The organism is Ruegeria sp. CI8 (assembly GCF_056536865.1).
In genome coordinates this window covers 390,435-413,666 of the sequence record NZ_JBQFQL010000001.1, presented here as the reverse complement: position 1 = coordinate 413,666, position 23,232 = coordinate 390,435, and the positions used below count along the sequence as shown (strand labels likewise).

The window sequence follows — 23,232 nt, the reverse complement described above, 5'->3', positions numbered from 1 at the left end:
AACGTCCTCTGTCTTTGTGTTCTGGACAAACGAAAACGCCGTTGCCGGGCTGATGCCCCGCAACGGCGTTCCGTCAAATGATGACCGGGACGGCGCGCGCCCCGGAAAACCGGTATCAGTTACAGTTGTTTTGCGTCTTGCAATACAGCACGTTGCCGGCTGCACCGACCGCAGCGCCAAGGATCGGATCCGCGCTGAGAACCGCAGCTCCGACAGCCCCGACACCGCCGCCAAGCAGCGCCTGTTCCCCGGTTGAATCACCGCAGGCTGCCAACCCGCCACAGGTTGCGAGCGCAAGGAAAACTCGTGAAATTCGCATGTATACTGCCCCTTTTGGTTTCTTGTCGAATTGAACAGCAAATGCCTGAAACGGGCTTTGTTATTCAATATCAAACGGGGTGAAACAGGGCTTTGCGCAGGTTTTTGCCGCCTTGGGTCCGCAGTACGGCCAAAGAAAAGCGCGGGCAGGTCTGTGTTGGAAACACGGTCCTGCCCGCGGAAGGAAGGGGTACGGAATAGTAGGTGCATGTGCGGCGCAGGCAAAGTCGAGCCGCACGGCCCGTTCACCTTGCACAGCAAAAATGCGGCCGCCAACGGATCAATTGCAACGCCGGAAATTCCGGCTGGAAATTGCCCATTCCCGGAAACGGCGCGCAGGTTCGTGCCGAAAGAGCCCGGTTTGCAACGGGTTCCGGCACAGACTTCAGCCATCACTGGGCGCCGACTGGACCGCATACCCGGTCGCCGCCGGATCGTGCGCCAAGCAGATGAACCCATAATATTTGGCTGAAGGCTCATGCTGAACTACGCCTCCCCACCGAAGATATCGGGGAAGGATTGCCGCGCGGTCTCAAAGTCGATCTTCAGCAACGCATCATAGCTGGCCGGATCGAACGGATCCTCGGCAGGCACGACCTCGCGCCCAAACAGCCAGCTGAGGCGGCCAGCGTCCAGATTTCCGCGTTCAAACGGCTGATCACCGAAATGCTCCCACAATGCTTCGAGGAATGCCGTATCGGCACGCTTGTCCGCGGCTTTTCGGTCCCGATAGCGTTCACGACGGGTCAATGGCGTCACGCCCTTGGGGTTTGCCCGGCGGATCGTGAACTGGAAATCGGTTCCCGGCAGCCGTCCCGGGAAACCACGGTGCTTCAACATGCTGGCACCTCGTTCAAAAAACCGGTCCGCGACGGGCACCCGCGCAGGGATGAATGTGTCATGCGTATCTCCAAAGCCGCATCAGTTTCTCGGAATGCTCCGACGACATGAGATCGGGAAATCATGTTCAGAGTCCCTCCCAGATACATGCGGATTGCTCCAACCGGTAGGCTTCAAAATACTGCGTAGCGTCCGGAGACGAGTTGCCGAATTCCACCGGGCGGTCGGACAGCGAGATCACGACCCGCGCCGGGCTGAGTTGATGGTGCGCGACATAAGGAATGGCCAGTGTCTGACACAGATGCTCCATGTCGGTCGCGGCCACGTCATAGCCGATACCGCCCACCTCATCGCCGATCTTGGGCGCGACAAATCGAAACCGCAGCCAGAGTTCACCCGGGTTGGTATCGACCAGAACGTCCTCAAGTGTCACCGGCTGGCCGGATGGAACCGGCAACAGGTTCCCGTCCTGCGCGATACCGGGCGATCCAAAACACATGAAAGCCAGAACAAGAGCGCGACCCCGGACCCGCCACAGGCAGGCTCCTCCTTCCGGGGTCGCAGGCGCCAGGATCATCTCCTGCGCTGTTCCGTATCTGGTGGCTGGGATCATGAAACGGTTTTGTGTCAGCGGTCAATCGGGAACATTCGTGGATCGAACCGGGGCAAAGCGCCCCGGCGGATTACAGCGGAATGTTGTCGTGTTTCTTCCAAGGGTTCTTCAGCTGCTTGTTGCGCAGGCTGGCAAAGGCCCGCGACACACGGCGGCGCGTCGAGTGCGGCATGATCACCTCGTCGATGAAGCCGCGTTCGGCGGCGACAAACGGGTTGGCGAACCGATCCTCATAGTCCTGAGTGTGCTTCGCGATCTTGTCCGGGTCTCCCAGATCGGCGCGGTGGATGATTTCGGTTGCGCCTTTCGCGCCCATCACCGCGATTTCGGCGGTTGGCCAGGCATAGTTGAAATCACCGCGCAGGTGCTTTGACGCCATGACGTCATAGGCGCCGCCGTAAGCCTTGCGGGTGATCACGGTCACCTTGGGCACAGTCGCTTCGCCATAGGCAAACAACAGTTTGGCGCCATGTTTGATGACACCGCCATATTCCTGGCTGGTGCCGGGCAAAAAGCCGGGAACGTCCACCAGGGTCAGGATCGGAATCTCAAAACAGTCGCAGAACCGTACAAACCGTGCGGCCTTGCGGCTGCTGTCAATGTCCAGACATCCCGCCAGAACCATCGGCTGGTTTGCCACCACGCCGACGGTCTGCCCTTCAAGCCGAATGAAGCCAGTGATGATGTTCTTCGCGAAATCCTCTTGGATTTCGTAGAAATCACCCTCATCGGCTACCTTGGTGATCAGTTCCTTCATGTCGTAGGGGGTGTTGGGGTTTTCCGGGACCAGCGTGTCCAGAGAAGTCTCGATCCGCCCCGGCTCGTCAAAGAACGGGCGCACGGGCGGCTTTTCCCGGTTGTTGAGCGGCAGGAAGTCCACCAGTCGCCGCACCTCGGCCAGCGCCTCGACATCGTTTTCGAAAGCGCCATCAGCCACACTGGACTTCTTGGTATGGGTCGACGCCCCGCCCAGTTCCTCGGCGGTGACGACCTCGTTGGTGACGGTCTTCACCACGTCGGGGCCGGTCACGAACATATACGACGTGTCTTTGACCATGAAAATGAAGTCGGTCATCGCCGGGCTGTAGACAGCCCCACCGGCACAGGGGCCCATGATCACCGAGATCTGCGGCACCACACCCGAGGCCATGATGTTGCGCTGGAACACCTCGGCATAGCCCGCCAGCGAGGCGACGCCTTCCTGGATTCGCGCACCACCTGAGTCGTTGATGCCGATTACAGGCGCGCCGTTCTGCATGGCCATATCCATGATCTTGCAGATCTTCTGCGCATGCGTTTCCGACAGAGAACCACCAAACACCGTAAAGTCCTGGCTGAACACATAGACCATGCGGCCGTTGATCGTACCCCAGCCGGTCACGACACCGTCGCCCGCAGGTTTCTGTTTTTCCATGCCGAAATCGGTGCAGCGATGGGTCACGAACATGTCGAACTCTTCAAAGCTGCCCTCATCGACCAGCAGCTCGATCCGCTCGCGCGCCGTCAGCTTGCCCCGCGCATGCTGCGCATCGATCCGTTTTTGCCCGCCACCCAGGCGCGCGTCCTCACGGCGGTTTTCAAGCTCGGCAAGGATGTCCTTCATCACGATTTTCCCCTGTCAAATTTGTGGCGACAATATAGATTGCTCCGCATCACCCAAAGGCCTTTTCGGCAAATTTGCAAAGTTTTGGCAATTACATTTCTGGGAATTGCAAATCAGTTAATGTTTGTGCATCGGCATGGCCTTTCCCGAATACCGGAACTATGAGTGAACCATGCAGTTCAGCTCCACGTCTACGCACCGCTCTCCGCCCAAGCTGCTAACGCTTGTCCTGCTGTCGGGATTGTCGGCGCTCAGCATGAACCTGTTCCTTCCCAGCCTGCCTTTCATGGCGGTGTATTTTGAGGCCGACTACAAGGTCATGCAGCTGTCGATTGCGTTGTATCTGCTGATCAACGCCGTTCTGCAGATCCTGATCGGTCCGATCGCCGACAAGGCCGGGCGGCGGCCGGTGCTGCTGTGGGGGCTGGTGCTGTTTCTGCTGGCAACGCTGGGGTGCATCTACGCCCCAAACGTCGAGACATTTCTTGCCTTCCGCATGGGGCAGGCAGTTATCGTCGTGGGGATCGTCCTCAGCCGTGCAGCGGTGCGCGACATGTATGATCAGGATCAAGCCGCATCCATGATCGGTTACGTCACTATGGGCATGGCCGTCGTGCCGATGATCGGACCCGCCATCGGGGGTATTCTGGAGGAAAGCTTTGGCTGGAAGGCCAATTTCTGGCTGCCTTTCGGACTGGCCGCCTTCGCGCTGGCGCTGACCTATCATGACTTCGGAGAAACCTCGGCCAAGAGCGGCAAAACCCTGATCCAACAGTTTCGGGAGTATCCCGAACTGCTGACCTCTCCGCGGTTCTGGGGGTATTCGCTGTCATCCGCGTTGTCGTCTGGCGCGTTCTTCGCCTATCTGGGCGGCGCGCCTTTCATCGGCACCGAGATCTTTGGCCTGACCGCCGCCGAAGTCGGAATCTATTTCGGCGCCCCTGCCGTCGGTTACTTCTTCGGGAACTTCATCAGCGGCCGGTACTCGGTACGCTATGGCGTGAACCGGATGGTGCGCTGGGGCTGCTGGCTGAACGCAATCGGCGTCGCGTTGTCGGCGGTTCTGTTTCTGGCGGGCTGGGGCTCGGCGCTCAGCTTTTTCGGGTTCATGACATTCGTCGGCCTGGGCAACGGCATGTCGATCCCGAATGCAACCGCCGGATCGCTGTCCGTGCGGCCACATCTGGCTGCGACCGCATCCGGGCTAAGCGGCGCGATCATGCTGGGCGGCGGCGCAGCTCTCAGCGCCCTGGCCGGTGCGATGCTGACCAATGAAACCGGCGCCATGCCGCTGTTGTGGTTGATGTTGGCCACATCGGTTCTGGCCATCGTCGCGATCAGCAGCGTGATCTGGCGGGAACGTCAACTCGGCATCTAGCCATCTTGCACCCGGGACTTTGCAAAGTTAGCCTGCGCAGGCGGAATAACTGCAAAGAAAACCCGATGGCCACTCAGAAACTCTACGCAGGTGCAAAGCTGCGCGAAATGCGGACGCGTCTGACGCTGACGCAAAAGGAATTTGCCGCCAAGCTGGGTGTTTCCCTGCCCTATCTGAACCAGATGGAAAACAACAACCGGCCGATCTCGACCACGGTTGTTCTGGCGCTGGCGCAGGAATTCGGCATGGATGTAACCGAGCTGAGCACCGGCGACAGCGAGCGTCTGGTCTCGGACATGCGCGAGGCGCTGGCCGATCCTGTCTTCGCGGATGCCATCCCCCCTCTGGCGGACCTGCGGCTAACGGCGTCCAATGCCCCCGCATTGGCGCGGTCCTTCATCGAGCTGCACAAAGCCTACCGTCAGACCCACGAGAGGCTCGCCTCGCTGGACGAGGCCCTCGGACGCGAGGACGCGCGCATTCAGGCCAGCCCGTGGGAAGAGGTGCGCGATTTCTTTCACTACTGCGACAACTACATCGACGCGGTCGATCGGGCCGCTGAACGGTTCGCCGCCCGCGCCGAAGGACCGGGAGGCATTCGGCAGGCAGCACTGGACAGCCTGAAGGAACGCGGGGTTCAGGTGATGTTCGAAGACATTCCGGCCCTGCGCAGCTATGACAACGCTACAAAAACTTTGCGCCTGTCCTCGCGCGCTACGCCGCAGACCCAGGTCTTTCAACTGCTGCTGCAGGTCGCACTGATCAGCCAGGACAAGCTGCTCGAGGCCACGCTGGACTTTGCCAAGTTTCAAAGCGAGGAAGCCCGCTCGATCGCCAAGATCGGCCTCGCAAACTATTTCGCCGGCGCGTCGCTGATGCCCTACACCGCCTTTCTGTCAGCAGCGCAGGAAGATCGACACGATCTTGAACTGCTGAGCAACCGGTTCGGCGCGTCGATCGAGCAGGTTGCCCACCGCTTGTCCACGCTGCAGCGACCGGGCGCCAAGGGCATCCCGTTCTTCTTTGTGCGGGTCGATCAGGCGGGCACGATCACCAAACGCCATTCGGCCACCCGGCTGCAATTTGCGCGGTTCGGCGGGGCCTGCCCGCTTTGGAACGTGCACCGGGCCTTTGAAACGCCTGGTCATTTCCTGCTCCAATTGGCGGAAACACCCGACGGGGTTCGGTATATCTCGATCGCGCGGGACGTGTCGAAATCGGGCGGGTCCTTCGGTGCGCCAGTGCGCCGTTATGCCATCGCCCTCGGGTGTGAGGTCCGGCACGCCGAAGCACTGGTCTATGCCGACAATCTGGATATCAACAACACCAGCGCCTACGAGCCGATCGGGATTTCCTGCCGCATCTGCGAACGCCAGACCTGCCACCAACGGTCCGTCCCACCGCTGGAGCGCCGACTGAAGATCGACGCCCACACGCGCGGCACGCTGCCCTACGAAGTTACCTGAGCCGAAAAACGGAAAAGGGCAGGATCAGTTCCCGCCCTTTTTTGGCTCACGCTTTGCTCAGGATCGACCAGATCTGATCCTTGAGCGCGGCCCGCTTTTTGCGCAGTTCGCCCTCGGCCAGGTCTTCCATCGGCTCAACATTGGTTTCCGCCCGATGCACCATACGGTTGAGTTCGTGGTATTCGTCTGCAAGCCGGGCGAAATGGGCATCGGTCTGCTTGAGCTGGCTCATCAGTTCAACCTTGTCCGGGAATTCCTCGGCCAGTTCATGCGGGGTATGGGACATTCCTGCTCGCTCCTTGAGTTTGGTTTCGCACAACAGCTAGACCCTAATACCAAAGCTGACTTTGACTCGGATCAATTGGAAGGGGAATGTTTCCCTCGCGGTCGCATCCCCCTTACCGACAATGCATTCAACGCTGCGCCTCGGCCCATTTGGGGTGGATCCACGGCCGGTCATTGGACCGGGGCAGCGGGTCTTTGCCCAGCAAATGATCCGACATCTTTTCGCCCACCATGATCGACGGCGCGTTCAGGTTGCCGTTGGTGATCTGCGGGAACACCGAGCTGTCCGCCACACGCAACCCATCCACCCCGATGACACAGCCCTGCGGGTCGACGACCGCGTTTGGGTCGTCCGCCCGCCCCATGCGGCAGGTGCCGCAGGGGTGATAGGCGCTCTCGGCATGTTCGGCGATGAAAGCGTTCAGTTCTTCGTCGGTCTGCACGTCCGCACCGGGCTGAATCTCCTTGCCCGCATAGGGCTTGAACGCGTCCTGGCCGAAAATCTCGCGGGTCAGGCGGATGCAGGTGCGGAAATCCTCCCAGTCCTGCTCGGTGCTCATGTAGTTGAAGTGGATCACCGGCGCGTCCTCGGGCTTGGCCGAGCGCAGCGTCACCGCCCCGCGCGAGGGTGAACGCATCGGCCCGACATGCGCCTGGAAGCCATGCCCCTCGGCTGCGGCCTTGCCGTCATAACGCACGGCGATGGGCAGGAAGTGGTACTGGATATCCGGGTACTCGACCCCCGGCTTCGACCGGATGAACGCCGCGCTTTCAAATTGGTTCGACGCGCCAAGACCGGTCTTGGTGAACAGCCACTGCGCCCCGATCAGGCCCTTGCCGAAAAGGTTCCAGTATTTGTACAGCGTGATCGGCTGCAGCGAGGCCTGCTGGATATACAGTTCCAGGTGATCCTGCAGGTTCGCGCCCACGCCGGGCCGGTCGGCGACCACGTCGATGCCGTGCTCGGCCAGATGCGCGGCCGGTCCGATCCCCGACAACATCAGAAGCTTGGGCGAGTTGATCGACGAGGCCGCCAGCACCACCTCGCGCCGGGCGCGCACGATCTGCGTGCGGCCACCGCGGATCAGTTCAACCCCGGTTGCGCGGCCGCCCTCGATCACGACGCGCGTGGCGAGGCCCCGGACGATGTCACAGTTTGGCCGTTTCAGCGCGGGCTTCAGATAGGCATTGGCCGCCGACCAGCGCCGCCCTTTCCAGACGGTCTGCTCCATCGGGCCGAAGCCTTCCTGTTTCTCGCCGTTGTAGTCGTCGGTCAGCTCGTACCCCGCCTGCCGCCCGGCCTCGACGAAGGCCTTGAACAGAGGGTTCTTGCGCGGCCCTCGCGACACATGCAGCGGGCCGTCGGTTCCGCGCCATTTCGGGTCACCGCCATGGCCACCGTCGTGCCAGCTTTCCATCCGTTTGAAATAAGGCAGAACATCCGCAAAGGACCAGCCATCCGCGCCCATATCGGCCCAGGTGTCAAAGTCGCGCGCATGGCCGCGCACATAGACCATCCCATTGATCGAGGACGACCCCCCGATCACCTTGCCACGCGGGCAGGCCAGCCGCCGGTTGTTCAGGTGGGGTTCGGGCTCGGACTGATAACCCCAGTCATAGATCGGCATGTTCATCGGATAACTCAGCGCCGCCGGCATCTGGATGAACGGCCCGGCATCGGTGCCGCCGTGCTCGATCACCAAAACCGAGGCCCCTGCCTCGCTGAGACGATAGGCCATCGCACATCCGGCGGATCCGGCGCCGACGATGACGAAATCTGCTTCCATGGTCGTGTCTCCATTGGCCCCAACCGGTGGCGCCGGATGTCCCGTGCGTTGCCACCGGTGGGCGTATCTTCAAAATTCGAAAGAGGTCATTCGCCGCGCGGGAAGCGCTGGCTTTCCTCAAGGTTGTCCAGGTTCATGTGGTTGCGCATGTAGCGCTCGGACGCTTGCTGCAGCGGCTGATAATCCCACGGGTAATAGCCGCCCTGCCGCAGCGCCTCGTACACGACCCAGCGCCGCGCCTGGCTGGCGCGTACCTCGGCGTCGAACCGGTCAAGATCCCAGCGCGCCTCGGACTTGGCGCGCAGGGTTTGCAGCGTACCGGCGTGTTCGGGCTTGCCGGCCAGGTTCACCAACTCGTGCGGGTCGGCCTCGAGGTCGAACAGCTGATCGGGGTCCAGCGCGCAGCGGTTGTATTTCCACTTTCCATAGCGCATCGACACCAGCGGGGCATAAGACGCCTCGGCCGCGTATTCCATCAGAACCGGCGCCGCGCGCTCGGTGCCGTTGGCCAGCGGCACCAGGCTTTCGCCATCCGTCCACGGAGCGATCTCCGCCATGTCCACCCCCGCCAGTTCACCCAGCGTCGGGGTCACGTCTATCGTTGAAACCGGGGTGTCGATGCGGCCCGTCGGCAGGCCCGGCGCCGAGATCATCAGCGGCACCCGGGCCGAGCCTTCGTAGAAGTTCATCTTGAACCAAAGGCCCCGCTCGCCCAGCATGTCGCCGTGGTCCGAGACGAAGAGGATGATCGCCTCCTGCCGGGTGGACTCCAGCACTTCGAGGATCTCGCCGATCTTGTCGTCCAGATAGGTGATGTTGGCGAAATAGGCCCGGCGCGAGCGGCGGATGTCTTCTTCGGTGATGTCGAAACTGCGCCAGTCATTGGCGTCGAAGATGCGCTGGGAATGTGGATCTTGGTTTTCATAGCCCAGATCGCCGACCTCGGGCAGTAGGTGCTCGCAATCCTCGTACAGGTCCCAGTATTTGCGCCGCGCAACATAGGGGTCATGCGGGTGGGTGAAGCTGACGGTCACGCACCACGGGCGGTCATCCTTGCCACGGGCCAAATCATACAGCTTGGCCTTGGCGTGATAGGCGACCTCGTCGTCATACTCCATCTGGTTGGTGATCTCGGCCACGCCTGCCCCGGTAACCGAGCCCATGTTGTGGTACCACCAGTCGATGCGCTCGCCCGGTTTGCGGTAATCCGGGGTCCAGCCGAAATCGGCCGGGTAGATGTCGGTGGTCAGGCGGTCTTCGAACCCGTGCAGCTGGTCCGGGCCGACGAAATGCATCTTGCCCGACAGGCAGGTGTAATAACCCGAGCGGCGCAGGTGGTGGGCATAGGTGGGGATGTCGCTGCGGAACTCGGCCGCGTTGTCATAGACGCCCGTGCGCGAGGGTAACTGGCCCGACATGAAGCTGGCCCGCCCCGGCGCGCACAGCGGCGAGGCCGTATAGGCATTGGCAAACCGCGTTGACCGCGCCGCCAGTTTCTTGAGGTTGGGCGCGTGCAGCCACTCGGCGGGACCGTCGGGAAAGAGGGTTCCGTTGAGCTGATCCACCATCAGGATCAGAATGTTGGGTCGTGTCATTTTTCGGCCTCGAGCAAGGTCGTCAGGACGCGCATGGCGTGGGTAACCGCCAGTTGCGGTTCCTCGGGCGCGGACAAAGCGGCGCGGATGTACAGACCGTCGATCAGAGCGATCATGTTCTCGGCCGCTTCGACCGGGTCCTTCATCAGCGGGCGCAACGCGTGGATCAGGTTCGACCGGATCCGCGCCTGATAGATCTGCCACAGGCGCAGCGCGTCATCGTTGGTCTGGGCCAGAACGTAAAAGGTCATCCACGCGGCGATCACGTCGGGCGTAAAGCAGGACGGCGCGAAACAGGCGCGGATAATGGCTTGGGCGCGCTGGTCCGGCGCCGCGGCTTTCAATTCAGCCCGGGCTTCGGCGCCGAAATCGCCAAGGATGCGCCGCATCGCCGCCAGAAAGATCTGGTCTTTCCCCCCGAAGTAGTGGTGCGCCAGCGCACTGGACATGCCGGCCCGCTTGGCGATCTGGCTGACGGTTACATCCAGGGACTTCTTGGACCCCAACTCGGCAATCGTCGCCCTGACGATCGCATCGCGCCGGATCGGCTCCATTCCGAGTTTTGGCATAACCGCCCCCAAACCTAGTCTCAACAGAACAAACGCTAAGGGCTTTTTATTGACTCGTCAATCAATAACGTTGCTCTTGGGGCTCCGGGGCTTTTAAAGCTTGGGGGCAAGGCTTGGAGGGGTCAAGCCACTGCGGTTCAGTACGGCCTCGCGCCAGGTTATGAAACTGACCGCTGCGAGGATCAGTGTCCCCCCGGCCACGACCCAGATATCGATGCCCTCTTGAAACACGAGCGCACCCAGAAGCGTGGCCCAGATCAGCTGCAGGAAGGTGACCGGCTGAGTCACCGCGACGGGTGCAGCCTGCAAAGCCAAGGTCATGAAATAGTGCCCCGCCGTTGCAAAACTGGCGATCATGAACAGCACGCCGATGTCGCGCAGGCTGGGCGGAGTCCAGACGGCGATCGCAAAAGGGATAAGAAACAACGTCGTCCAGATCGACAGATGCGCTACAACGACCGAAGGCCGCACGTCCTGCACCATCGCTTTGGCCAGCAGGTACGACCCCCCCAACATCAGCGAGGTGCCCAGCATCGCCAGATGCCCGGCGGAAATCTCGCGGAACCCGGGCCGTAGAATGATCACAGCGCCCACGATGGCGACAAGCACGGCCGCGATACGGCGAAAGGCCATCGTCTCGCCCAGAAAAAGCGCGGCGCCCAAGGTCACATAGACTGGCGTCAGGTAGTTCATCGCAGTCACTTCCGCCAGCGGGATACGGGTCATCGCAAAGAACCACAACATGACCCCGACGGCGTGTATGGCCCCACGCAATCCGAACAAGGCGATATGCCGGCGGGTCAGATGCGTGGTCAGGATCGCCCGCATGGCTGGCAGCAGAAAGACCAGCCCCAAAGCATACCGCAAGAACGCAGCCTCAATCGGATCCATCGAGGTACCCAGAGATTTGACCAAGGCTGTCATCGCCACAAAGGACAGCCCAGCGCTGAACATCCAGAACATTCCGGCAAGCGGGCGGGATTGGGTGGCGATCGTTGTCATGGGTCCGGTTGAACACGGAAACCCGGCGACGAACAAGCCTCTACATTGCGACCAGCTTCCAGGCGATCGCCAACATGACGATACCGATCAGCACATCCAGCACCTGCCATGCCCTGGGCCGGGCGAAAATGGGAGACAGCACCCTGGACCCGTATCCCAGAGAGAAGAAGAAAACGAAACTGGCGGACATGGCACCGATGGCGAAACCCATCCGGTCTTCATACTGCGCCGAAATCGAACCGATCAGCACCACCGTGTCCAGATAGACATGCGGATTGAGCCAGGTGAAAGCCAGAACGGTCAGCAAGGCCGCGCGCAGACTTGTACGCTTCGCCTCTCCGACCTCAAGCGCGGCGCCGCCGCGCCAGGCTGACGCCAGACTGCGCAGTCCGTACCACGTCAAGAACAGCGCGCCGCCGTATCGCATCATCGGCTCGAACCACGGCGCCGCAGTTGCCAGGCTGCCGAAACCCGCGACACCTGCGGCGATCAGAATGGCGTCCGACACGGCGCATGTCAGGCACAACACAAAAACATGCTCGCGCCGGAGCCCCTGCCTGAGGACAAACGCGTTCTGTGCGCCGATTGCCAGGATCAAACTGAAGCCAAGCGCAAAGCCGGCGATGACGGATGTAGACATGGACCCTCCTGTTCAGGTCTGTTGACTACGCGACAGATACGCATGTATCAAATTAAAGATAATGAGCCATAATTAGTTATTCTAATGCACTTGGACCCACATCACCTGGCCGCGTTGGCCGCTATTCTGCGGCATGGCAGCTTTGACGCCGCCGCCGCTGAACTGGCGGTAACGCCATCTGCGATTTCGCAACGGATCAAGGCGCTGGAGGATCGGGTCGGCGTATCGTTGATTCACCGCGGCACACCCTGCACCGGAACCCCGGCTGGCTTGCGGCTTGCCCGCCATGCCGAAGACATCGGCCTGCTTGAAGCGCAACTCAATCGCGAGCTTTCGCTGGAACAGGGCACAGGCCCCACCCGAGTCAGGATCGCGGTTCCCGCGGATGTTCTGTCCACGTGGTTCATAGACGCGATGGCAGCCGTTGATGATATGCTGTTTGACCTTGTGATCGACGATCAGGATCACTCGGCTGAATGGCTGCGGCGCGGGGATGTCAGCGCCGCCATCTCGGTGGGCGGGCAAACCGTCCCGGGATGCGATTCCATTGCCCTCGGCACGCTCAGATACCTGCCGACGGCAAGCCCCGAGTTCATGGCTCGTTGGTTCTCTGGCGGAGTGAATGCTCAGAGCCTGTCGCAGGCACCCTGCCTGACCTTCAACAGGAAGGATGCCCTGCAAAAGGCCTGGATACATGCGCAAACGGGTAGCCGGCTGTCTCCGCCGACCCACTTTCTGCCCTCGTCTCACGGGTTCGTAGCCGCTGCTGCCGCAGGATTGGGTTGGGGGATGAACCCCGCGCATCTGGTCCAAAGCGCGATCGCGGATGGCCGTCTGCGCGAGCTTGTGCCCAACACCCCGTTGGATGTGCCTCTGACCTGGCAGGTCGGGCGTATCCTTGCACCGGCGCTTTCACCGTTGACGCGAGCGGTCCGGAATGTTGCGGCGCAAGTGCTGGCTAACCCGTAACCCCATGCTGTGATCGATGGCTCAGGTGGCGCGTTCCGCATCCTTCGGCTGCGGCGTGACCAGACGATAGCATGCGATTGCGGACCAAAAACTGCACAGGGTGAGGAATGCGACGGCCAGTGCGACCTCGTTCATATGCGCAACCGCCGCCAACCCGGCCGACCCGACAATCGCCACGAGCCTGCAAATGCTCTTGATCGCGGCAGATGCCTTGACCCGCTGTTCCTTGGGCGCGGTGTCGATGAAATACAGCTTGCGTGCACTGCCGATGCCGGTTGTCGCGACGGTCGCCACGAACAGGGCGATCGCGTGCAGGTGAACGTCGTGGTCAAGATGCAAATAGTGAACCGCAACCAGAACGACGCCCGTCACCCCCACCATCAACGACCCGGCCACCATGACCGCCCGGTGTGATTTCATGTTCACGAGCTGCCACAGGGGCGCGGCGACCAGATAGCCGGTCGCCGACGAAATGATCAACGCCGTCAGCCCTTTGGCCGATCCATGATGCGCCTCGGCTGCGATCAATGCAAAGAACGGCACCGACAGAGAAACCCCGACCAGCGGCAGCCGCATGGTCAGATACCGCCGGAACCAGGCGAATTCGAACATGGCCCGAGCGTCCGACAGGAACTGCCCTGCCGCTCGACGACCGGTTTGAGCCTGGGGTTGCGACCGCGACAGTTCCGCAAGGGCAAGAATGGACAATCCGGACAGCACAAAGAACCCGGCAGACACCGCGATCACGGTCGAGTGACGCGAGAATGGCGGGTTGTCCGAAGTCAGATGATGCAGCGTCAGTGTCAGACCGATGGCCCCAAGCCCCCCTGCCCCCAGTTGAAGATAGCTCATCCAGATCCGGGATTTCGAGCGCAGGTGATCACCCCAAAGGTCAGTGAACATCAGCGCCTGGACCTCTTCGATCATGCCGATTGCAAAGAAGGCTAGGACGAAAGCCGCAGCCACCATGGGCGAGCCCCCGATCGCCGCAACCACGATGGCTGCCAGAAGGCACGCACCAATCGCGACCTCGGTCAGGGCAATGGAACGTTTCTTCTGCTGCTTCGCGGACACAGGGACCGCAAAGAACATGTCCGAAATCATGTTGCCTGCCTGACGCACGGAAACCAGCGCCCCGGCAAGAAACATGGGCATCTCCAATGAGACCGCCAGAAACGGCAAGACGATCGAAGGGCTGCCCATCGTCCACGCGACCTGGGACAGCACGCTTTGGCTTGCCAGAACCGGCACATTTCGCCGCTCCAATTCCGTGGATTTGCCTGTCATGTCCTGTCGTGCCGGCCCCGACCTGTTTGTCGCAAGGTCTCTGCCAGTTCCTTTCTGCGCGGTTCAACCCTAAGGGTATGCGCAGGACCCACATGCGCCAAGGACCAACTGCGACGCAGGCAAAAAAAGAAACCCGGCCGTGTTCGGCCGGGCTCCAAATGCAACCGAGTGCAGCGCTTAGAGTTGCGCCATCACCTCGTCGGTGGCCTCGAAATTGGTGGTCACGCGCTGAACGTCGTCATCGTCTTCCAGCGCCTCGACCAGCTTCATCAGGCGCTGCATGTCCTCAAGGCCCAGTTCGGTGGTGGTCGTGGGTTTCCACACCAGCTTGGTAGATTCAGATTCACCCAGAGCCGCCTCGAGCGCACTGGACACTTCGTTCAGGTCGGTATCCGCACACCAGACGATATGACCGTCTTCCGAGCTTTCCACATCCTCGGCCCCAGCCTCGATGGCCGCCTCGAAGATCGTGTCGGCATCGCCCGCCGATGCGGGATAAATCACTTCGCCCTTCCGGTCGAACATGAACCCGACCGAGCCGGTCTCGCCCAGGTTTCCGCCATTCTTGGAAAAGGTCGAACGCACGTTCGACGCAGTGCGGTTGCGGTTGTCGGTCATCGCCTCGACGATCACGGCCACACCGTTGGGACCGTAGCCTTCGTACCGGATTTCTTCGTAATCCTCACCGTCGCCCGCCTGGGATTTCTTGATCGCGCGTTCGATCACGTCCTTCGGCACCGAGTTCGACTTGGCCTCTTTGACCGCCAGACGCAAGCGCGGGTTCTTGTCGGGATCGGGGTCGCCCATCTTGGCGGCCACGGTGATCTCTTTCGACAGCTTGGAAAACAGCTTGGACCGCGCGGCGTCCTGGCGCCCCTTGCGGTGCTGGATGTTGGCCCATTTTGAGTGGCCTGCCATGTTGCGTCCTCGTAATCGTGATTGCGTATTCGGCGCACATATAGACTTTTGCGGGGCAAAGGATCAAGACACCCGCTTGCTCGTGCAGTCAGCGCGTTTATGGTGGCCCAATGACGACAGATCAGATCATTCTCTTTGCACTCTTTATTACGGTATTCGGTCTGCTGCTTTGGGGGCGGTTCCGCTATGACCTTGTGGCGTTTGCCGCCTTGATGGTCGGCGTGATCCTGGGCGTTGTTCCGGTTGACAAAGCCTTTGCAGGGTTCGGCCATCCGGCCACGATCATCGTGGCGCTGGTGCTTGTGGTCTCGGCCGGGTTGGTGCGGTCGGGTGCGGTGTTCCTGATCACCCGCACGCTGGTCGATGCCTCGCGGGGTCTGGGTGCGCATATCGCCCTGATGGGCGGGATCGGAGCGGTTCTGTCCGCCTTCATGAACAACGTGGCGGCGCTTGCGCTGCTGATGCCTGTCGACATTCAGACCGCGCGCAAGGCGGGGCGTTCAGTTGGGCTGACGCTGATGCCGCTGAGCTTTGCCACCATTCTGGGCGGCATGGCCACGTTGATCGGCACACCGCCCAACATCATCATCGCGTCGATCCGACAGGAAACCCTGGGCGAGCCGTTCCACATGTTCGATTTCGCCCCGGTTGGCGGGCTGGCGGCCATCGCAGGTCTGGCCTTCGTCGCCCTGATCGGCTGGCGACTGATCCCCAACCGCGGCGAACAGACCGAGAGTTCGGAAACGCTGGCGGAATATATCGCTGAACTGACAATCCCGGCTGAGTCTCCCCATATCGGCAAGCGCGTCGCCGAGCTGGACGAGGTCGCCGAGAAATCCGACGTCGCCATCATCGGCCTGATCCGGGACGGCAAGCGCCGCTATGGCCGCGCAGCAAACGCGATCCTTCAGGAAGGCGACGCGCTGGTGCTGGAAGCCAGCCCCGAGGCGCTGGACGAGTTCCGTGCCGCGCTGAACCTGGATTTCTCGGATGCCCGCCGGCAAGAGCTGCTGACCGCGGCCGGCGACGGGTTGGAGGTGATCGAAGTCGTCGTACCCGAAAGCGCCCGCATCAATGGCCGAACGGCACAGGGGCTGGGGCTGGCCTGGCGGCAGAACACGATCCTGATGGGCATTTCCCGCCAGGGCCGGCGCATCACCCAACAGGTCCGCAAGACCGAGGTACAGCCGGGCGACATCCTGCTGTTGCTGTGCCCGCGCGACCGGGGCGCGGACGTGACCGAGTGGCTGGGCTGCCTGCCGCTGGCCCAACGCGGCCTTAACGTGACCGCAAATGACAAGGCGTGGCTGGCCATCGGCTTGTTCGCCGCCGCCGTTCTGGCCGCCAGCATCGGCCTGATCTACCTGCCGATCGCGCTGGGGCTTGTGGTGATCGCCTATGTGCTGACCAAGATCATCCCGATCACCGAGATCTACAATCAGATCGAATGGCCGGTCGTGGTCCTGCTGGGCTCGATGATCCCGCTGGGCAGCGCGCTGGAAAGCTCGGGCGGGACGGAACTGATCGCGAATGCGCTGGTCCAACTGACCGACGGCCTGCCGGCCTGGGCCATACTGACGGTTCTGATGGTCGTGACCATGACGCTGTCGGACGTGCTGAACAACACCGCAACCGCCATCGTGGCCGCGCCGGTGGGCATCCAGATGGCGCGCACGCTCGAGGTGTCGCCCGATCCGTTCCTGATGACGGTGGCGGTGGCCGCCTCGGCGGCGTTCCTTACCCCGATCGGGCACAAGAACAATACGCTGGTGCTGGGGCCCGGCGGCTATCGTTTTGGCGATTATTGGCGCATGGGTCTGCCCCTGGAAATCCTGATCGTGGCGGTTTCGGTGCCGGCGATCCTCGTGTTCTGGCCGCTGTGAGGGCTTGCGTGACCGGCGGACCGCGCGCTAAGGGCAGCGCATGAAACGCTTTCTGATCCTGCAGCTGCGCCCCGAGACCGATGCCTCGGACGCCGAATATGCCTCGATCCTGAACCGGTCCGGGCTGACGCCCGAGCGCACCCACCGCATCCGTCTGGATTGCGAGGCCCTGCCCGAAGGTCTTGACGTGACCGACTATGCCGGCGTGATCGTAGGCGGCGGGCCGGGCTGCGTCAGCGACGACCCGGCCAGCAAATCGCAAATGGATACACGGATCGAGGGCGCGATCATGGGGCTGATGCCCCAGATCACGGAGCGCGATCATCCCTTCATGGGCTGCTGCTATGGCTTGGGCATCCTGGCCGCGCATCTGGGCGCGCCGGTCAGCAAGGACCGCTATGGCGAGCCGGTCGGCCCGTCGCGCTGCCACCTGACCGAGGATGGCGCCCGCGACCCGCTGACCGCCGGTCTCGAGAACCACTTCGATGCCTTCGTCGGCCACAAAGAGGCGGTGCAGACCCTGCCCGAGGGCTGCGTGCATCTGGTCGCGTCAGACCCCTGCCCGTTCCAGATGATCCGCTGGGGCCAGAATGTCTATGCAACGCAGTTCCACCCCGAAGCCGACGCCAAGGATTTTGAACAGCGCATCCACATCTACAAGAACCACGGCTATTTCCGTCCCGAGGACGCCCAGCCGCTGATCGAACGCTGCCACGCGGCCGAGGTCACGCAGCCCGGCGAAATCCTGCGCCGTTTCGCCCAGCGCTACGGGTGACCCAACGGCGCGGTTGCCTGACCGGGGACCGCGCGCTTAGGTTGGACCGAAACGACTTTGGGAGGGGTTGTTTTGGATCTTCTGATAAACGTGGGCCTGCCGGTTTCGCTGGCCATCATCATGCTGTCTTTGGGCATCGGGCTTGAGGCGGCGGATTTCCGGCGCGTGATCAGTCGGCGTTATCCGTTTGCGATCGGCGCGGTCTGCCAGGTCGTTCTGCTGCCGGTCGCGGCCTTTGCCACGGTCAAAATGTTTGCCCTGCCGCCGGCAATTGCGGTCGGGTTCATGCTGCTCAGCTTTTGCCCGGGCGGCGTCACCAGCAACATCCTGTCGAAACTGGCGAAGGCCGATGTGGCGCTGTCGGTCAGCCTGACGGCGGTGATCAGCCTGCTGTCGATCGTCACGGTGCCGGTTCTGGCGGCCTGGTCGATCGACCACTTCATGGGCGAGGACGCACCCGAAGTGTCGATCAGCGGTCTGGCGCTGGCGATGTTCCTGATCACTACACTGCCCGTCGCCATCGGCGTTGGGTTGCGCCATTTTGCAACCGGTTTTGCCAACCGGATCGACGGCCTCCTTTCGAAACTGGCCACCATCCTGTTCGTGTTGATCGTGATCGCCGCGCTGGCTGGAAACTGGCAGCTGTTCGTCGACAATCTGGGCATCATGGGCGCCGGGCTGATCTCGCTGAACCTCGCGCTGCTGCTGATCGGGTTGGGGCTGGCGCGGGCGGCGAAACTGTCGTGGAATGAGGCCAAGACCATCTCCATCGAAACCGGCATCCAGAACTCGACCCTGGGCATCACGCTGGCGGCCCTGATCACCGGAACCGAAAGCGGCTTCAGCCCGCTGGCCCTGCCCTCGGCCGTCTACGGGATCACCATGTACGCCGTCGCGATCCCCTTCATCGCCTGGTACCGCAACCGCTGAAAGGACAGAGCATGACCGAAAACACTGCTGATGCGATCGTCGTGGGCGGCGGGCTGGCCGGGCTGGCCGCGGCAGCCGAACTGGGTGACCGCGGCAAGAAGGTGATCGTGCTGGACCAGGAACCCGAGCATTTCCTGGGCGGTCAGGCATTCTGGAGCCTTGGCGGCCTGTTCATGGTCGACACGCCCGAGCAGCGCCGTATGGGTATCCGCGACAGCCGCGACCTGGCCCTGCGCGACTGGATGGGCAGCGCCCAGTTCGACCGGGACGAGGACGCCTGGCCCCGCAAATGGGCCGAGGCCTATGTCGAATTCGCAGCCGGCGAGATGCGCCCCTGGCTGCACCAGATGGGTCTGCGCTGGTTTCCCGTGGTCGGCTGGGCGGAACGCGGCGGGTCCTATGCCGACGGTCACGGCAACTCGGTCCCGCGGTTCCATATCACCTGGGGCACCGGCCCGGGCGTGCTGGAGCATTTCATCCGCCGGGTCCGCGAGCATGTCAGCGCCGGCCTGATCCAGTTGAAGTTCCGCCATCAGGTCAGTCACATCATCATGCAGAACGGCGAGGCCAAGGGCGTCTCGGGCGAGGTTCTGGCCGATGACGCGGCCCAGCGCGGCGGCAAGACCAACCGCGACGAAGTGGGCGAGTTCGAGGTCTATGCCCCATCGGTCATCGTCACTTCGGGCGGGATCGGTGGCAATTTCGAGATGGTGCGCCAGAGTTGGCCCCGCGACCGCTTGGGCGAACCGCCCAAGGACATGGTGGCGGGTGTGCCCTTCCATGTGGACGGTCGGATGATCGCGATCAGTGAAAAGGCCGGCGGGCACGTCATCAACGGCGACCGCATGTGGCACTACACCGAAGGCGTGCGCAACTGGGACCCGATCTGGCCCGCGCATGGTATCCGCATCCTGCCCGGCCCCAGCTCCATGTGGTTCGATGCGCGCGGCAACCGGCTGCAGCCCCCCTGCCTGCCCGGGTTCGACACGCTGGGCACCCTGCGCGAGATCCTGAAAACCGGCTATGAATACAGTTGGTTCGTCCTGACCCAGAAAGTCATCAAGAAGGAATTCGCCCTGTCCGGGTCTGAACAGAACCCCGATTTCACGTCGGGCAGCTGGAAGGAAGTGATCCGTCAGCGGGCCCTGTCGGGGTCGAAGGCAACCGGGCCGGTCGAAGCGTTCAAGGAAAAGGGCAAGGATTTCGTTGTCGCCAACACGCTGACAGAACTGGTGAACGGGATGAACCATCTGGGCGGCGGCCTGATCGACGAGGCGCATCTGCGCGCCCAGATCGAAGCCCGCGATTCACAGGTGGACAATCCGTTCTCGAAAGATGCGCAGATGATGGCGATCCTGGCGGCGCGGAACTATCGCGGTGACAAGCTGATCCGCACCGCCAAACCGCACAAATTCCTTGATCCGAAAAACGGGCCGCTGATCGCGGTCAAGCTGCATGTGCTGACCCGCAAGACGCTGGGTGGTTTGCAGACCAATCTGGACAGTCAGATGATCGGGGCGGACGGCCACATGGTGCCCGGCCTGTTCGCGGCCGGCGAAGTCGCGGGTTTCGGCGGCGGGGGCTATCACGGCTACAACGCGCTCGAGGGCACGTTCCTGGGCGGATGCATCTTCTCGGGCCGCAATGCCGGGCGGTCGAGGGCCGTCGCCTGACGGCCCTTGCGCGCTATTGGTCGCGGCGGAACTGCAAAACCGGGTCACCTGCCGCATCGAGCAGAACCAGAGTGTCCCCGCGCTGAACAAAGCTTGCGACCTTTGGCAGAGCAGCAAGGAATTCCCGCTCAACCTCGTCCAGCGGCGGCGGGCAGGCCATCAGGGTGGCGGCCATGTTGTCGGGGAAGGACATCGACTTGCCCGATATCTCGGCCTGTCCGCTGAACCGGTTGCAACCGCCTGTTCCCCCAAAGGCTCCGCCCTCGGCAAAGGTAATCTGCGGGCGTTTCTCGGTGTCCAGCGCAACGCCGTTCACCTCGGTTGCGGTCCATTGCGTGTTCTCAAGCATCGCCGCACCCCGTTCCTGCACCTTGACCATGACCAGATCGACCGAGTTTCCGGCGTCGTTGGTCAGAACCGGGTAAGCGGTATCGGTGGTGAACAGCAGCTTGCCGTCCTGATGCACCGAGGCTCGCACCACATAGCGGTGCCGATCCTGAACCAACGCGTCGTCATAAGTCAGCTCGAACTGGGCAGGCACGCCCGTCAAAGCATAGCGCTGCGCAGCCAGCGTGACGGCTGGCGCGTCAGCCAGTGAAACGTCCTGCAGTTCGACGAACAGGGTTGCCCCGGGCGGAACCGCGATACGTTCGCGATATGTGGCTGTTCCCTCGACGGTCCCCGCCTGGGCGGCGCCCCACACGGCTGCCCACAACGCGGTTCCTGCCAGCAGGCTTTTTGCGGTTTGCATTGTCCGATCCCTTTGTCACCAGTTTCCAGCACAAAAGATCGGGACATCAGCGCGATTTACAAGGTTTTTCAGTTCCAAGCGGCAAATTCGTGCCGGAGATCAAAGCGGCCAGAGGAAGGGGATGATCAGCGAAGCCAGCAATCCAACCGTCAGGTTCAGCGGAATCCCGACCTTCATGAAGTCCGTGAACCGGTACCCGCCGGGGCCGTAGACCATCATGTTGGTCTGATACCCGATCGGCGTTGCAAACGAGGCCGAAGCCGCGACCATCACCGCAACCACCAGCGGCCGCGGATCCACCCCCACAGCCTGCGCCAGACCGATGGCGATCGGCGTCACGACAACCGCCACCGCGTTGTTCGAGACCAGTTCCGTCAGCACAGAGGTCAGCAGATAGATCGCCCAGACGATGAGGAACGGCGGCAGGTTGGCAAAGGACGGTGCAATCGCGTTGGCGATCAGGGTGACCGCACCCGAGCTGTCCAGCGCAGCCCCGATCGCCAGCATGGCAAAGATCAGCGCTAGCAGACGGCCTTCGACAAAGGAAAACGCCTCGTCCGCGTCGATGCATCGCGTCAGCAGCACAACCGCAACCGCCAGAATCGACAGCAGGAAAATCGGCGCCACGCCGAGCGCCGCCAACACCACGATCCCAATCAGCGCAGCAATCGCGATCGGAGCATGACCGCGCCGGAAGGCGCGGGCCGATGGCTGGGTGACGTCGACCATGTCCATGTCGGCAGCCAGTTTGCTGATATCGGCCGGCGAGCCTTCAAGCAGCAGCGTATCACCAACCCGGACGACCAGATCGTCAAGTTGCCCCCCGATATTCTGATTTCGTCGGTGCACGGCCAAAACGTAAACCCCATAGCGACGACGCAGCCGCAACGCACCCAATGTGCGCCCGACCATGCGACAACCGGGGGTGATCAGAACCTCAACCGTACGTGTTTCGACCGCCGAAACTTGATCAACGCGCTTGAGTTCCTTGTTGCTTTGCAGGCTCAGCAGCTCGGTCATTTCCGTGCGCAACACCACGCGGTCACCGACCTTCAGTTCGACCCCTTTCAGGTTCCGCCGCAGTGACTCGTCGCCGCGGATCACGTCGATGAGCCGCACACCCGGACGTTTGAACAGCTGCACGCCGGTCACTTCACGGCCAATCAGGTTGCTGTCGGGCGGAATGACTGCTTCGGTGAAGAATTTCATCTTCGACCGATCGCTGAGCATGGTTGCCATGCTGTCACGCTCGGGAAGAAGGCGCGGCGCGATGAAGCGCAGGTAAATCATGCCGTAGATGACAAGAATGATGCCCAACGGCGTGACCTCGAAAATCGTGAAGGCCGGCAGGCCCTGTGCCCGGGCCACACCATCGACCAACAGGTTCGTCGAGGTTCCGATCAGGGTCAGCGTCCCACCGAGAATCGCAGCGTAGCTGAGCGGGATCAGCAGCTTCGACGCCGAAATATTCAAGGTGCGGGCAATCTGTATGAACACTGGGATCATGACGACGACGACGGGCGTGTTCGACACGACCGCTGAGGCCAAGACGACAAATGCCATCAGCAAACCGATGGCAATGCGCGGGTTGACCTGCGCCTGTTTCTGCGCCGTCGCTGTAAAGGCGTGCAGGGCACCGGTCCGGACGAGGGCGCCCATGATGATGAACATCGCCGCGATGGTCCAGGGCGCCGGGTTCGACAGAACCGCCAGTGCGCTTTGGTAGGGAAGCACGCCGGTGACCAGCATCACCGAAACGCCGCCTATGGCAACGACCTCGGTCGGATAGACCTCGCGCATGAACATGATGAACATGCCCGCAACAACCGCCAGCGCAAGTATCGCGCTGCCCATATCTGACAATTGAAGGAGTTGCATTCGTGGTGTTCTGTCCGAAACCTGTCCCGGCCCAAGCGCCTGTGGATCAGTTTCACGTATTGCAGGCCGCAG

Annotated in this window: 21 protein-coding genes; 7 read left to right on the top strand and 14 right to left on the bottom strand. The window is 62.0% G+C overall.

Annotated features, from left to right (window positions below; translation table 11 throughout):
• Positions 1 to 115: 115 nt before the first annotated feature.
• The 4 genes from ACR0DA_RS02030 to ACR0DA_RS02015 all read right to left on the bottom strand — a co-directional run bounded on the left by ACR0DA_RS02030 (position 116) and on the right by ACR0DA_RS02015 (position 3,374).
• Positions 116 to 319, bottom strand: coding sequence for a hypothetical protein (locus tag ACR0DA_RS02030; RefSeq protein WP_093964781.1), 204 nt, complete (start codon positions 317 to 319; stop codon positions 116 to 118).
• A 485-nt stretch (positions 320 to 804) separates the two neighbouring features.
• Entirely contained in the window at positions 805 to 1,158 is a 354-nt protein-coding gene (locus ACR0DA_RS02025) for a hypothetical protein (RefSeq protein WP_170340793.1), read from the bottom strand.
• Positions 1,159 to 1,285: 127 nt separating this feature from the next.
• Positions 1,286 to 1,771, bottom strand: coding sequence for a DUF6497 family protein (locus tag ACR0DA_RS02020; RefSeq protein WP_170527868.1), 486 nt, complete (start codon positions 1,769 to 1,771; stop codon positions 1,286 to 1,288).
• A gap of 70 nt (positions 1,772 to 1,841) precedes the next feature.
• Positions 1,842 to 3,374 (bottom strand): acyl-CoA carboxylase subunit beta, encoded by a 1,533-nt coding sequence (locus ACR0DA_RS02015; RefSeq protein WP_170340194.1) that lies wholly within the window; start codon positions 3,372 to 3,374, stop codon positions 1,842 to 1,844.
• Between the two features lie 172 nt (positions 3,375 to 3,546).
• Here ACR0DA_RS02015 and ACR0DA_RS02010 point away from each other — a divergent pair, with 172 nt between their 5' ends.
• Entirely contained in the window at positions 3,547 to 4,752 is a 1,206-nt protein-coding gene (locus tag ACR0DA_RS02010; RefSeq protein ID WP_170369477.1) for a multidrug effflux MFS transporter, read from the top strand.
• A 65-nt stretch (positions 4,753 to 4,817) separates the two neighbouring features.
• Positions 4,818 to 6,218, top strand: a complete 1,401-nt coding sequence (locus ACR0DA_RS02005) for a helix-turn-helix domain-containing protein (RefSeq protein ID WP_170598580.1) — start codon at positions 4,818 to 4,820, stop codon at positions 6,216 to 6,218.
• 46 nt (positions 6,219 to 6,264) lie between these two features.
• On the opposite strand, the gene ACR0DA_RS02000 is transcribed toward ACR0DA_RS02005, so the two are convergent.
• The 6 genes from ACR0DA_RS02000 to ACR0DA_RS01975 all read right to left on the bottom strand — a co-directional run bounded on the left by ACR0DA_RS02000 (position 6,265) and on the right by ACR0DA_RS01975 (position 12,096).
• Entirely contained in the window at positions 6,265 to 6,504 is a 240-nt protein-coding gene (locus tag ACR0DA_RS02000; RefSeq protein ID WP_093964776.1) for an HP1242/YdcH family protein, read from the bottom strand.
• 127 nt (positions 6,505 to 6,631) lie between these two features.
• On the bottom strand, positions 6,632 to 8,290 hold the full coding sequence (gene betA / locus ACR0DA_RS01995; protein WP_480752778.1) for a choline dehydrogenase: 1,659 nt from the start codon (positions 8,288 to 8,290) through the stop codon (positions 6,632 to 6,634).
• Positions 8,291 to 8,376: 86 nt separating this feature from the next.
• Positions 8,377 to 9,885: a choline-sulfatase gene (gene betC, locus ACR0DA_RS01990; RefSeq protein WP_170436657.1), complete on the bottom strand. Its 1,509-nt coding sequence runs from the start codon at positions 9,883 to 9,885 to the stop codon at positions 8,377 to 8,379.
• Positions 9,882 to 10,454, bottom strand: a complete 573-nt coding sequence (gene betI / locus ACR0DA_RS01985) for a choline-binding transcriptional repressor BetI (RefSeq protein ID WP_170420352.1) — start codon at positions 10,452 to 10,454, stop codon at positions 9,882 to 9,884. The genes betC and betI overlap by 4 nt, the downstream gene beginning before the upstream one ends.
• A 93-nt stretch (positions 10,455 to 10,547) precedes the next feature.
• Positions 10,548 to 11,456 (bottom strand): DMT family transporter, encoded by a 909-nt coding sequence (locus ACR0DA_RS01980; protein ID WP_170357230.1) that lies wholly within the window; start codon positions 11,454 to 11,456, stop codon positions 10,548 to 10,550.
• A 40-nt stretch (positions 11,457 to 11,496) separates the two neighbouring features.
• Positions 11,497 to 12,096 (bottom strand): LysE/ArgO family amino acid transporter, encoded by a 600-nt coding sequence (locus tag ACR0DA_RS01975; protein ID WP_093964771.1) that lies wholly within the window; start codon positions 12,094 to 12,096, stop codon positions 11,497 to 11,499.
• A gap of 84 nt (positions 12,097 to 12,180) precedes the next feature.
• On the opposite strand from ACR0DA_RS01975, the gene ACR0DA_RS01970 reads away from it, so the two are divergent.
• The gene (locus ACR0DA_RS01970; RefSeq protein ID WP_480752777.1) at positions 12,181 to 13,065 is read left to right on the top strand and encodes a LysR family transcriptional regulator ArgP; all 885 of its coding nucleotides are present in this window, start codon (positions 12,181 to 12,183) and stop codon (positions 13,063 to 13,065) included.
• Positions 13,066 to 13,086: 21 nt separating this feature from the next.
• On the opposite strand, the gene ACR0DA_RS01965 is transcribed toward ACR0DA_RS01970, so the two are convergent.
• Together ACR0DA_RS01965 and ACR0DA_RS01960 are read right to left on the bottom strand one after the other, a co-directional pair.
• Positions 13,087 to 14,352 carry a permease gene (locus ACR0DA_RS01965; RefSeq protein ID WP_170369491.1) on the bottom strand — a complete coding sequence of 422 codons (1,266 nt, stop codon included), beginning with the start codon at positions 14,350 to 14,352 and terminating at the stop codon, positions 13,087 to 13,089.
• Positions 14,353 to 14,529: 177 nt separating this feature from the next.
• Complete coding sequence (locus ACR0DA_RS01960) at positions 14,530 to 15,270, bottom strand: YebC/PmpR family DNA-binding transcriptional regulator (protein WP_170369493.1); 741 nt, start codon at positions 15,268 to 15,270, stop codon at positions 14,530 to 14,532.
• A 110-nt stretch (positions 15,271 to 15,380) separates the two neighbouring features.
• Here ACR0DA_RS01960 and ACR0DA_RS01955 point away from each other — a divergent pair, with 110 nt between their 5' ends.
• The 4 genes from ACR0DA_RS01955 to ACR0DA_RS01940 all read left to right on the top strand — a co-directional run bounded on the left by ACR0DA_RS01955 (position 15,381) and on the right by ACR0DA_RS01940 (position 20,531).
• A complete protein-coding gene (locus tag ACR0DA_RS01955; protein WP_170365637.1) occupies positions 15,381 to 17,153 on the top strand; it encodes an SLC13 family permease in 1,773 nt (590 codons plus the stop codon).
• Positions 17,154 to 17,193: 40 nt separating this feature from the next.
• The gene (locus ACR0DA_RS01950) at positions 17,194 to 17,928 is read left to right on the top strand and encodes a glutamine amidotransferase (protein ID WP_480752775.1); all 735 of its coding nucleotides are present in this window, start codon (positions 17,194 to 17,196) and stop codon (positions 17,926 to 17,928) included.
• 72 nt (positions 17,929 to 18,000) lie between these two features.
• Positions 18,001 to 18,858 (top strand): bile acid:sodium symporter family protein, encoded by an 858-nt coding sequence (locus tag ACR0DA_RS01945; RefSeq protein WP_480752773.1) that lies wholly within the window; start codon positions 18,001 to 18,003, stop codon positions 18,856 to 18,858.
• Positions 18,859 to 18,869: 11 nt separating this feature from the next.
• The gene (locus ACR0DA_RS01940; RefSeq protein WP_480752772.1) at positions 18,870 to 20,531 is read left to right on the top strand and encodes an FAD-binding dehydrogenase; all 1,662 of its coding nucleotides are present in this window, start codon (positions 18,870 to 18,872) and stop codon (positions 20,529 to 20,531) included.
• Between the two features lie 13 nt (positions 20,532 to 20,544).
• Here ACR0DA_RS01940 and ACR0DA_RS01935 read toward each other — a convergent pair whose 3' ends face one another.
• Both ACR0DA_RS01935 and ACR0DA_RS01930 read right to left on the bottom strand, forming a co-directional pair.
• On the bottom strand, positions 20,545 to 21,282 hold the full coding sequence (locus ACR0DA_RS01935) for a YbaY family lipoprotein (RefSeq protein ID WP_170441810.1): 738 nt from the start codon (positions 21,280 to 21,282) through the stop codon (positions 20,545 to 20,547).
• 99 nt (positions 21,283 to 21,381) lie between these two features.
• Complete coding sequence (locus tag ACR0DA_RS01930; protein ID WP_170365626.1) at positions 21,382 to 23,160, bottom strand: SLC13 family permease; 1,779 nt, start codon at positions 23,158 to 23,160, stop codon at positions 21,382 to 21,384.
• Between the last annotated feature and the right edge of the window lie 72 nt (positions 23,161 to 23,232).

What these genes read in the sequence shown, in the direction of transcription:
- ACR0DA_RS02020 (WP_170527868.1), bottom strand. Translation starts at nt 1,771, where the DNA reads ATGATCCCAGCCACCAGATACGGAACAGCGCAGGAGATGATCCTGGCG.
- betA (WP_480752778.1), bottom strand. Translation starts at nt 8,290, where the DNA reads ATGGAAGCAGATTTCGTCATCGTCGGCGCCGGATCCGCCGGATGTGCG.
- ACR0DA_RS02025 (WP_170340793.1), bottom strand. Translation starts at nt 1,158, where the DNA reads ATGTTGAAGCACCGTGGTTTCCCGGGACGGCTGCCGGGAACCGATTTC.
- ACR0DA_RS01960 (WP_170369493.1), bottom strand. Translation starts at nt 15,270, where the DNA reads ATGGCAGGCCACTCAAAATGGGCCAACATCCAGCACCGCAAGGGGCGC.
- ACR0DA_RS01940 (WP_480752772.1), top strand. Translation starts at nt 18,870, where the DNA reads ATGACCGAAAACACTGCTGATGCGATCGTCGTGGGCGGCGGGCTGGCC.
- ACR0DA_RS01980 (WP_170357230.1), bottom strand. Translation starts at nt 11,456, where the DNA reads ATGACAACGATCGCCACCCAATCCCGCCCGCTTGCCGGAATGTTCTGG.
- ACR0DA_RS01965 (WP_170369491.1), bottom strand. Translation starts at nt 14,352, where the DNA reads ATGACAGGCAAATCCACGGAATTGGAGCGGCGAAATGTGCCGGTTCTG.
- ACR0DA_RS02010 (WP_170369477.1), top strand. Translation starts at nt 3,547, where the DNA reads ATGCAGTTCAGCTCCACGTCTACGCACCGCTCTCCGCCCAAGCTGCTA.
- ACR0DA_RS02030 (WP_093964781.1), bottom strand. Translation starts at nt 319, where the DNA reads ATGCGAATTTCACGAGTTTTCCTTGCGCTCGCAACCTGTGGCGGGTTG.
- ACR0DA_RS01975 (WP_093964771.1), bottom strand. Translation starts at nt 12,096, where the DNA reads ATGTCTACATCCGTCATCGCCGGCTTTGCGCTTGGCTTCAGTTTGATC.
- ACR0DA_RS01950 (WP_480752775.1), top strand. Translation starts at nt 17,194, where the DNA reads ATGAAACGCTTTCTGATCCTGCAGCTGCGCCCCGAGACCGATGCCTCG.
- ACR0DA_RS02005 (WP_170598580.1), top strand. Translation starts at nt 4,818, where the DNA reads ATGGCCACTCAGAAACTCTACGCAGGTGCAAAGCTGCGCGAAATGCGG.
- ACR0DA_RS02000 (WP_093964776.1), bottom strand. Translation starts at nt 6,504, where the DNA reads ATGTCCCATACCCCGCATGAACTGGCCGAGGAATTCCCGGACAAGGTT.
- betC (WP_170436657.1), bottom strand. Translation starts at nt 9,885, where the DNA reads ATGACACGACCCAACATTCTGATCCTGATGGTGGATCAGCTCAACGGA.
- ACR0DA_RS01955 (WP_170365637.1), top strand. Translation starts at nt 15,381, where the DNA reads ATGACGACAGATCAGATCATTCTCTTTGCACTCTTTATTACGGTATTC.
- ACR0DA_RS01935 (WP_170441810.1), bottom strand. Translation starts at nt 21,282, where the DNA reads ATGCAAACCGCAAAAAGCCTGCTGGCAGGAACCGCGTTGTGGGCAGCC.
- ACR0DA_RS02015 (WP_170340194.1), bottom strand. Translation starts at nt 3,374, where the DNA reads ATGAAGGACATCCTTGCCGAGCTTGAAAACCGCCGTGAGGACGCGCGC.
- betI (WP_170420352.1), bottom strand. Translation starts at nt 10,454, where the DNA reads ATGCCAAAACTCGGAATGGAGCCGATCCGGCGCGATGCGATCGTCAGG.
- ACR0DA_RS01970 (WP_480752777.1), top strand. Translation starts at nt 12,181, where the DNA reads ATGCACTTGGACCCACATCACCTGGCCGCGTTGGCCGCTATTCTGCGG.
- ACR0DA_RS01930 (WP_170365626.1), bottom strand. Translation starts at nt 23,160, where the DNA reads ATGCAACTCCTTCAATTGTCAGATATGGGCAGCGCGATACTTGCGCTG.